This is a genomic window from Frankia sp. CcI49, from assembly GCF_001983215.1.
Taxonomy (GTDB): domain Bacteria; phylum Actinomycetota; class Actinomycetes; order Frankiales; family Frankiaceae; genus Parafrankia; species Parafrankia irregularis.
Map to the genome: position 1 here is coordinate 113,452 of NZ_MOWP01000041.1, position 8,887 is coordinate 122,338.

At 68.9% G+C, this 8,887-nt stretch carries 9 protein-coding genes; 6 read left to right on the top strand and 3 right to left on the bottom strand.

Features of this window, described 5'->3' with window-relative positions; all coding sequences use genetic code 11:
* The first annotated feature begins 21 nt into the window (after positions 1 to 21).
* Both CcI49_RS34990 and CcI49_RS34995 read left to right on the top strand, forming a co-directional pair.
* Positions 22 to 429 carry a hypothetical protein gene (locus tag CcI49_RS34990; RefSeq protein ID WP_076833762.1) on the top strand — a complete coding sequence of 136 codons (408 nt, stop codon included), beginning with the start codon at positions 22 to 24 and terminating at the stop codon, positions 427 to 429.
* A gap of 12 nt (positions 430 to 441) precedes the next feature.
* The gene (locus tag CcI49_RS34995; protein WP_054569240.1) at positions 442 to 1,503 is read left to right on the top strand and encodes a phosphotransferase; all 1,062 of its coding nucleotides are present in this window, start codon (positions 442 to 444) and stop codon (positions 1,501 to 1,503) included.
* Between the two features lie 151 nt (positions 1,504 to 1,654).
* On the opposite strand, the gene CcI49_RS35000 is transcribed toward CcI49_RS34995, so the two are convergent.
* Both CcI49_RS35000 and CcI49_RS42320 read right to left on the bottom strand, forming a co-directional pair.
* A complete protein-coding gene (locus tag CcI49_RS35000) occupies positions 1,655 to 3,187 on the bottom strand; it encodes an LCP family protein (RefSeq protein WP_076833764.1) in 1,533 nt (510 codons plus the stop codon).
* A 394-nt stretch (positions 3,188 to 3,581) separates the two neighbouring features.
* Complete coding sequence (locus CcI49_RS42320) at positions 3,582 to 3,746, bottom strand: hypothetical protein (protein ID WP_158230863.1); 165 nt, start codon at positions 3,744 to 3,746, stop codon at positions 3,582 to 3,584.
* 78 nt (positions 3,747 to 3,824) lie between these two features.
* Here CcI49_RS42320 and CcI49_RS35005 point away from each other — a divergent pair, with 78 nt between their 5' ends.
* The 3 genes from CcI49_RS35005 to CcI49_RS35015 are packed head-to-tail and all read left to right on the top strand — an operon-like array spanning position 3,825 to position 7,193.
* Complete coding sequence (locus CcI49_RS35005; RefSeq protein ID WP_054569242.1) at positions 3,825 to 4,673, top strand: nitrilase-related carbon-nitrogen hydrolase; 849 nt, start codon at positions 3,825 to 3,827, stop codon at positions 4,671 to 4,673.
* On the top strand, positions 4,670 to 6,118 hold the full coding sequence (hydA, locus tag CcI49_RS35010) for a dihydropyrimidinase (protein WP_076833766.1): 1,449 nt from the start codon (positions 4,670 to 4,672) through the stop codon (positions 6,116 to 6,118). Before CcI49_RS35005 ends, hydA begins: the two co-directional genes overlap by 4 nt.
* Positions 6,119 to 6,161: 43 nt before the next feature.
* Entirely contained in the window at positions 6,162 to 7,193 is a 1,032-nt protein-coding gene (locus CcI49_RS35015) for a TIGR03842 family LLM class F420-dependent oxidoreductase (protein WP_054569601.1), read from the top strand.
* Between the two features lie 256 nt (positions 7,194 to 7,449).
* Here CcI49_RS35015 and CcI49_RS35020 read toward each other — a convergent pair whose 3' ends face one another.
* Complete coding sequence (locus tag CcI49_RS35020) at positions 7,450 to 8,064, bottom strand: TetR/AcrR family transcriptional regulator (protein ID WP_241840426.1); 615 nt, start codon at positions 8,062 to 8,064, stop codon at positions 7,450 to 7,452.
* Between the two features lie 659 nt (positions 8,065 to 8,723).
* Here CcI49_RS35020 and CcI49_RS40205 point away from each other — a divergent pair.
* On the top strand, positions 8,724 to 8,887 hold a 164-nt coding region (locus CcI49_RS40205), incomplete at its 3' end, for a twin-arginine translocation signal domain-containing protein (RefSeq protein ID WP_116437582.1).

Sequence of the window (8,887 nt, forward strand, 5' to 3'; positions counted from 1 at the left end):
AGCCCGAGCCAGGAGGATCGAATGCCAGTAAGCAAGCCGAGCGAGTTACCGAAGGGCGGCGGCGGCCGCTGGCCGGCCAGCGGCGTCGGTTTCAGGTCGGTGCAGTGGGGTGACATGGAGGTCGGCTACACCTCCACCGGGCCGGTCGACTGCACACCCGGCTATCAGGGCCTGCCGGGCGGGGTGTGCCCGTGCCCGCACTACGGCTATGTCTTCTCCGGCCGGCTGCGGGCCATCTACCCGGGCACGAACTGGCCGGACGAGATCGCCACCGCCGGTGACGTCTACTTCTTCCCCGCCGGGCACTCACTGGTCTACGAGGAGCCGAGCGAGGTTCTCGAACTCAACCCGGCGGCGGCGCTGCAGCAGGTCATGGCGCACTTCGAGTCCCTGGCCGGCACCGGCCGCCTCGATGTCGAGGGCGACTGAGGAGGCGGCGGCATGCCCGACGTCCGCGTGCCCGAGCGGCTGGACGAGGTGCTCTCCCCGGAATGGCTGACGGCGGCGCTCGGCCGCCGTTTCCCCGGCATCGAGGTCACCGCCGTCACCCGCGGCCCGACAGTCAGCCGGATCTCGACGAACGTCCGGTTCGCCATCACCTGCGCGGGCGGTGTCCCCGACGGGCTGTCGCCCGACCTGTGCGTCAAGGGCTACTTCTCCGAGCGCACCCTGCCGGCACGCCACGCCGGCATCCCGGAGACGCTGTTCTACCGCGACCTCGCCGAGCGGACGGGCGTGCGCACGCTGCGCGGCGTCTACGCCGAGGTCGACCGCGCGACCGGCGCCAACATCCTGATCACCCAGGACGTGATCTCCGACGGGGGTGCCTTCCTCGACGGCCGGCACCCCTACACCCCGGACCAGGCGGCCGAAAGCCTGGAACAGCTTGCCCGGCTGCACACCGCGACCTGGGGTGATCCGCGGCTGGCCGACGCCGGCTGGCTGAGCTCGCGGATGGGGCCGCGCAGCGACGAGGGGTGGCGGGGCAAGATCGAGGCGAACTACACCAGTGACACCGGTGCGGGCGTTCCCGAGCAGGTGCGCGACGTCGGACGGATCATGGCCGCCTACGGCGCTCTGGCCGCGGTGGTCGCCGACACGACGCCGTGGACGATCGTGCACGGCGACCCGCACGTCGGCAACATCTTCCTGGACGGCGCCGGCCGCCCGTCGCTGCTGGACTGGCAGCTCGTGCAGCGGGCGCCCTGGTATCTCGACACCGGCTACCACATCGCCTCCGCCCTCACCGTCGCCGATCGCCGCCGCCACGAGGACGACCTGCTGCGGCACTATCTCGACGTGTTGGGCGCCGGCCTGCGGACGACGGGGGTCGAGCCACCATCCTGGGACGAGGCTCAGCTGGGGGTGCGCCGCAGTGTGCTCCACGGCTGTTATCTGTGGAGCATCACCTCCATGGTCGACCCGGCGGTGACCCGCGTGCTGTTGGAGAGGCTCGGCACCGCGGTCGCCGACCTCGATTCCCTGACCTCGGTGGGAAGCTGACGGGTCGCCGGCCGGAAGGTTTTCCGGACCGACACGGACCGGCGGCACGGATTTCCATCCGTGCCGCCGGTCTGTTCTCCCTTCCTCGTCTTTCCCTTCCTCGTCCGGCCCTTCCCCTTGGGCTCGACGCCCCAGGGTGTTCCCTGGCCCGTCAGTACACGCAGTCGGCGGGGGGCTCCGGGGCCGGTGGCGCGGAGCCGGTCGGCTGCGTGGCGGCTCCCGAGCTTCCCGAGGCCGGCGGGCCGGCCGGGCTCGCCGGGCCCGTCGCGGCGGTGCCGGCCGCGAGAGCCTGGCCCCCCGGGGCCTGGGCGGGCGCCGGCAGGTCGGCGAGGCCCTTGTAGGTCGACCCCACGATGACCTGGACGCCGCCGGCGAGATCGTCGTCGGCCATCAGCCTCGCCGCGGGGATCTGGGCCAACAGCTTGCGCGCGGTGGCCTCGGCGCCGGCGCCGTACCGGATCCAGGTGGCCTTGTAGTTGTTGTAGGCGGCGTTGCCGCCGTTGTCCGCGCTGATGCCCCGGGCGCCGAGGTCCCGGACGACCTTCACGACGACCCCGGCGGTGCCGCTGCCGTTGAGCACCGAGATCGGTACGTCGCCACCGCCGGCCGCGTCGTCGCCTTCGCCGGCGCCGGCGAAGGGCCCGAAGACCGCGTCGAGATCCGACTGGTTGTAGAGCTGCGCGGCTCCGAGCCGCTTGGTGAACTCCCCGTTGGCCTCGTCTGTGGCGCCTTCTGCCTTGGTCGGGGCGTGGGTGGGCAGGGTCTGCAGGCCGAGAGAACCGCTGGAGACCCCCTGCAGGCGGCTGGCCAGCTGGGTCACATCGGTCGTCCTGGTCCCCTCGCCGTAGGTCAGGGCGTTACCCACGGCGGACAGCAGGCCGCTGACCCTGGTCGGGCTGGTGAGCACGCCGTCCTCCCTGACCTTGGCGAGAATCCGGCTCAGGAAGTACTGCTGGCGTTTGGTACGGCCGATGTCATAGCCGGGAAGACCATAGCGCTGGCGGACGAAGGCCAGCGCCTGGTCGCCGCTGATCTGGATGTGCCCGGGACCACCCCTGAACCCACTCATCGGATCGTTCGTGTTCGAACTGGTGACGTATTTCCCTTCGTCGTTCTTGACCCGTTCCGAGACATTCCTTTCGAGGATGCAGACGTCCACACCGCCGATCACCTCGGTAATGGCCTTGAAGCCGGCCAGGTTGACCGAGATGTAGTGGTCGATCCGCACCCTGGTCAGCGCTTCGACCATCTTTATCAGCAGGGTGACGCCGCCGTTGGCGATGGCGGAGTTGAACTTCTCCTCGCTCGGCGGGTGGATCTTGCCGGCGGAGTCGGTGTACGCGGGCATGACCACGAGGGTGTCCCGTGGGAAGGAGATCAGCGTGACTTTGCCGTCCTCGCCGAGGTGGGCGAGGATCGTGGTGTCCGAACGCATGCCCCCGAGGCCCGGTCGGTCGTCGGTGCCCACCAGCAGGAAGTTCTTCGCGCCCTCGCGGGCGGCCGGGCGGTTCGCACCGAGGTCGCCGATCGCGGCCCGGTGGGTGCGGGCGTCGAAATAGGTCAACGCACCCCAGCCGCCCACCGCGCCCATCATGATCATGACCGAGGTCAACGCCGCCACCGCCACCGTGAGGCGGCGGGCGACTGTCGGTCGCGGTCGGCCGCCACGCAGGTCGAATGGCATTTTCCTGCCGTCGTCCGCCACCCGCGTACCGCCCTCTCGCCCGAGCCTTCGGCAACAGGCCTGCCGACAGGCTCACGGAAACCGGCCCCCGCGATGCACAGGCGACAAAAGCCGCAGGTCATAGGATCACGGCGGATAAGTGCAGAATTATAGACTCCGCAGCAAAGACCCGCCGAGGCGGTCGACCACCGGCCAGAACCCACGGTCAGCCGAGTAGGCGCAATACGAACGAGTTCAGGTGCCAGGAATCTCCGTGCTCGCCATGGCGAGCACGGAGATACAGCACCGGCAACCGGGCCCGGCCAGCCTCCGAGGGGAGGCCCGGCCGATGGGCGGCACAGCACGCCGGGCCGCAGGCCACCGGGCCTCGGGGTGCCAATCCACGACAGGCTCGTCACAGCGAGACCCGGACGTCCCTCGTCGGCGAGTCGCGACCGGTCAACCCGGAGTCGAGGCGACCGTACTGCAGGACGAGCGCCACATGCGGATGATGGCGGACCTCGTCGCGACCAGTCCGCAGCGGTGACACGAGGAGATCGGCCGCGGCTGATCCCGTCACCCACAACGTCATGGAAAGCGCCGACACAGCAGCAGATACCGACGCGGCAAAAGCCGCATATCCAAGGAGTCGGATGCGATGGCAACGGTACGTGCCGCGATCACCCAGGTGGCCTGGACCGGCGACAAGGAGTCGATGATCGCCCGGCACGAGGAGCTGGCCCGCGAGGCGGCGGCCGCGGGCACCCAGGTGATCGGTTTCCAGGAGCTGTTCCACGGCCCGTACTTCGGAGCCGTGCAGGACCAGAAGTACTACGCCTGTGTCGAGTCGATCCCCGGCCCCACGGTCGAGCGGTTCCAGGCCCTGGCCGCCGAGCTGGGCCTGGTCATGATCCTGCCGGTCTACGAGGTTGCCAACGAGGGCGAGTACTACAACACCGCGGCGGTCGTCGACGCCGACGGCAGCCTGCTCGGCAGATACCGCAAGCACCATATTCCGCACCTGCCGGCCTTCTGGGAGAAGTTCTACTTCCGCCCCGGGAACCTCGGCTATCCGGTGTTCGACACCGCGGTCGGCCGGGTCGGCGTCTACATCTGCTATGACCGGCATTTTCCGGAGGGATGGCGGGAGCTGGGGCTGAACAACGCCCAGCTGGTGTTCAACCCGTCGGCGGCCAAGCCGGGCCTGTCGAACCGGCTGTGGGAGATCGAGCAGCCGGCGGCGGCCGCCGCGAACCAGTACTTCGTCGCGGCGAACAACCGCATCGGCCAGGAGGTCGGCGAGTTCGGCGCCGAGGCCCCGCGTTTCTACGGCTCGTCCTATTTCGTCGACCCGCGCGGCCGGTTCGTCGGCGACGTCGCCTCCGCGGACAAAGAGGAGATCGTCATCCGTGATCTCGATCTCGACGAGATCACCCGGGTGCGCAACGACTGGCAGTTCTACCGGGACCGCCGGCCCGACTCCTACCAGCGGTCGGTGATGGCATGAGCTCCCTGCTCATCAGCGGCGGGACGGTCGTCAGCGCCACCGGCACGGCCCGCCAGGACGTCCTCGTCGAGGGCGAGCGGGTCGCCGCCCTGCTGGAACCGGGATCCGCCCTCGCCGCGGCGATACGCACCGGCTCGGCGGTGCCGGACCGGGTCATCGACGCGACCGGCAGGTACGTGATCCCGGGTGGGGTCGACGCCCACACCCACATGGAGATGCCGTTCGGCGGAACATTCGCCTCCGACACCTTCGAGACCGGTACCCGCGCCGCGGCCTGGGGTGGCACCACCACCATCATCGACTTCGTCGTACAGGCCCACGGGCAGCGGGTGCAGGACCAGCTCGCGCTGTGGCACGAGAAGGCCGGCGGCAACTGCGCCGTCGACTACGCCTTCCACCAGATCATCGGCGACGTCGACGACGAGTCACTCAAGGCGATGAGCGAGCTGATCGGCGAGGGCGTCACCAGCTTCAAGCTGTTCATGGCCTATCCGGGGGTGTTCCTCTCCGACGACGGCCAGATCGTGCGGGCCATGCAGACCGCGGCCGGCAACGGCGGGCTGATCATGATGCACGCCGAGAACGGCTCGGCTATCGACGTCCTGGTGCGCCAGGCCCTGGCGGAGGGCCGCACGACGCCGCTCCACCACGGGCTGACCCGGCCCTGGCAGACCGAGCAGGAGGCCACCCACCGGGCGATCATGCTCGCGGACCTCACCGGCGCGCCGCTCTACGTGGTGCACGTGTCGGCCCGGCAGGCCCTGGCGCGCATCGCCGAGGCCCGCGACGCCGGGCAGAACGTGTTCGGTGAGACCTGCCCGCAGTACCTGTACCTGTCGCTGGAGGACCAGCTCGGCGCCCGCGGCGAGCAGTGGGGCGACTTCGAGGGCGCCAAGTGGGTCTGTTCCACCCCGCTGCGCTCGCGGGCCGAGGGCCACCAGGACGAGCTGTGGCGTTACCTGCGCACCGGCGACGTCACCGCCGTGTCGACCGACCACTGCCCGTTCTGCATGAAGGACCAGAAGGAGCGCGGGATCGGTGACTTCTCCCGGATCCCGAACGGCATCGGCTCCGTCGAGCACCGGATGGACCTGCTCTTCCAGGGCGTCAGGGACGGCCGGCTGAGCGTGGCGCGGTGGGTCGACGTGTGCTGCACCGCACCGGCGCGCATGTTCGGCCTGTACGGCCGCAAGGGTGTGATCACGCCGGGCGCGGACGCCGACATCGTGATCTACGACCCGGACGGCCACACCTCCATCGGCATCGGCCCGGGCCGTACCCATCACATGAACATGGACCACTCGGCGTGGGAGGGCTTCGAGATCGACGGGCACGTCGACGTCGTCCTGTCCCGCGGCACCGTCATCAGGGACGAGACCGGCTACGTCGGCAGCCGATCGCACGGCCGGTTCGTCCCCCGCGGCCTGTCCCAGAACCTCATCTGAGCTGTGTCTGAGCTGTGTCTGAGCTGTGTTCGGAGGCAAGATCATGGACTTCGGCGTCGTTCTGCAGACCGACCCGCCGGCGTGGCGGGTCGTCGACCTGGCCCGTCAGGCCGAGCTGTACGGATTCAGCCATGTGTGGACGTTCGACTCGCACCTGCTGTGGCAGGAGCCGTTCGTCATCTACAGCCAGATCCTGGCCGCCACCCACCGGGTGACGGTCGGGCCGATGGTGACGAACCCGGCCACCCGCGACTGGACCGTCACCGCCTCCCTGTTCGCGACCCTTAACAGCATGTTCGGCAACCGCACCGTCTGCGGCATCGGCCGGGGCGACTCGTCGGTGCGGGTCACGGGCGGCCGGCCGGCCAGCCTCGCGCACCTGCGCGAGTCGATCGAGGTGATCCGTCCGCTGGCCAACGGCGGGGTCGCCGAATACCAGGGCAGCAAGCTGCGCTTCCCGTGGGGCGGGGAATCCCGGCTGCCGATCTGGGTCGCCGCCTACGGGCCGAAGGCGCTCGCCCTCGCCGGTGAGGTCGGCGACGGGTTCATCCTCCAGCTCGCCGACCCCGACGTCACCGCCTGGTCGATCGCCGCCGTGCGCCGGGCCGCCACCGCCGCCGGACGCGACCCCGCGGCCGTCGCCATCTGCGTCGCGGCGCCGGCCTACGTCACGGACGGCACCGACGCGGGGCTGGCGCACGGGCGCGACCAGTGCCGCTGGTTCGGCGGCATGGTCGGCAACCATGTGGCCGACATCGTGGCCCGTTACGGTGCCGACGGCGCCGCCGTACCCGCCTCGCTTTCCGACTACATCACCGGTCGCGCCGGATACGACTACAACGCACACGGCAAGGCCGGCAACTCCTCCACCGACTTCGTCCCCGACGCGGTCATCGACCGCTTCTGCCTGATCGGCCCGCCGGAAACCCATGTGCGGCGCCTCGCCGAGTTGGCCGCCCTCGGCGTCGACCAGTTCGCGCTCTACCTGCAGCACGATCACAAGGACGCCGTCCTGACCACCTACGGCGAGAAGGTGATCCCTGCGGTCTCCACACGCCTCACCGCCAGGCTCTGAGCTGCGCCCACTCGCCGGTCCGTCGGTGCGGCCCGCGCGCTTCGGCCCACGATTACGGATGTCGCACCGACGTCAAAGGTGAGTATGTATTTACTTATCCTTTGTCTGCAGGCTCAGCTTTCGACACCCTCCCCCAGGGCCGAGCCGCGACGCCACCGAGTGGCGCCATTCGCCAGAAACCGGCGTGCCGCGCCACGGGCAAGTTACTTCCCATTCTGGCCGCCTTCAGATCCGCGGCATGGTAACGGGTGGTCCCTCACGGGCCGGCGGTGCGCGCTTCGTCGTCACGGCGCGTGCCGGCCGGGTCGGATCTGTTCTCGACGGCGGCAAGGATGTCCTCGACGGCCGCGAGGGCTTCCGCGTGGCCGACGGTGACGCCCAGCGAGTTCTCCATCATGAATCCTCTGGCGATCATGGTCATCAACACCAGAAGCGCGACCGGGGACACACCGGGGAGGGCGATGTCCTCCCCGGTGGCATTGGCGGCGAGGAACTCCAGCTGCGCCTTGCGGTACTGTTCGGCGATCTTGGAGATCTCCGCGCGGATGGTTTTGCGGTGGTTGGCCAGGGCCATGAACTCGGTGATCAGAGCGGTGCCAGGATCGCGGCCGAACTCCCACAGTGCACGGAGCGGATGGGTCCCGTCGAGGACGGCGTACTGGCGTTGCATCTCGAGGTCCGAACTTCGCCGCAGTACAGCCAGGAACAGATCGTCGAGGGTGGGGAAATAGTACTGCACGAGAGTTGGTGCGACGTGGGCCTCGCGCGCTACGCGGCGCACGGTGACGGCAGCGTAGCCCTCACCGATGATCAACTGTTCGGTGGCGTCCAGTATCCGCTGGCGCGCACTGGCGGCCTGGTGGCGATCCATGCCCTCCATTCTGCGCCAGGTCGGCGAGCAGGCGCTCTTGACGTCCCCCGCGAAGACTGCTAGAAATTCGCGCAAGTACTAATTGGACAGTTGAACAGTTATGGTTCGACAGCTACGACGGGCCGCGCCCCACTGGCGCACCGATACCTGAGGAGCGTGTCAACTTCACGTGATCAGATGATTGCGCGCAGCCCCTCGCGATCATCATCGTGGTCGCGCCAACAACCATGCCCTCCGTGACGCGCATTCCATGGGAACGCATCGAAGCACCGCTTCATGACGTCTCAGATTCCCGACAGAGGGACACCCTTCTGGCGTGCACCGAGCCCCGCAACCCACCGGAGCTCCACATGACGAATCTGCGATGCATGACAGAATGGAGACCCTGAGGTAAGGTTCCTGTCACTGCCGGGGCGACACGCGTCCAAAGGCTTGTCCGGGCCGTCCACGTGCCGGATTTAATAGCCGCGCCCATTCGGCGAGCATGCGGTTTGAGTATCTCCCTCCAATCACCGACGTCTGTCGCGCGCGGCCGGGAACATGCACTCTGAAGCGCATTTTTCATGGGCTTGGCGGGAGTTGGGCTCGCGGTCGCGTCTGGTCATATCGACGGCCGAGGTGAACTCGGCCGCGCCAAGGTACGAGAGTGAGGATCTGACATGTCAAAGGCAGCTGCACCGTTACCCGAGACCACCGTTCCGGGTGACTCCACCGGCCTCAGCCGGCGGACGTTCATCGGCGCCGCGGCGACCGGTGTCGGCACCGCCGCCTTCGGCGGCCTGGTAGCCGGTGCGTCACCGGCCCGGGCCGTGACGACGACCGA

Bases quoted from the DNA above. Each gene is read 5' to 3' on its own strand.
- CcI49_RS34990 (WP_076833762.1), top strand. From the start codon at position 22: ATGCCAGTAAGCAAGCCGAGCGAGTTACCGAAGGGCGGCGGCGGCCGC.
- CcI49_RS34995 (WP_054569240.1), top strand. From the start codon at position 442: ATGCCCGACGTCCGCGTGCCCGAGCGGCTGGACGAGGTGCTCTCCCCG.
- CcI49_RS35000 (WP_076833764.1), bottom strand. From the start codon at position 3,187: ATGCCATTCGACCTGCGTGGCGGCCGACCGCGACCGACAGTCGCCCGC.
- CcI49_RS35005 (WP_054569242.1), top strand. From the start codon at position 3,825: ATGGCAACGGTACGTGCCGCGATCACCCAGGTGGCCTGGACCGGCGAC.
- hydA (WP_076833766.1), top strand. From the start codon at position 4,670: ATGAGCTCCCTGCTCATCAGCGGCGGGACGGTCGTCAGCGCCACCGGC.
- CcI49_RS35015 (WP_054569601.1), top strand. From the start codon at position 6,162: ATGGACTTCGGCGTCGTTCTGCAGACCGACCCGCCGGCGTGGCGGGTC.
- CcI49_RS35020 (WP_241840426.1), bottom strand. From the start codon at position 8,064: ATGGATCGCCACCAGGCCGCCAGTGCGCGCCAGCGGATACTGGACGCC.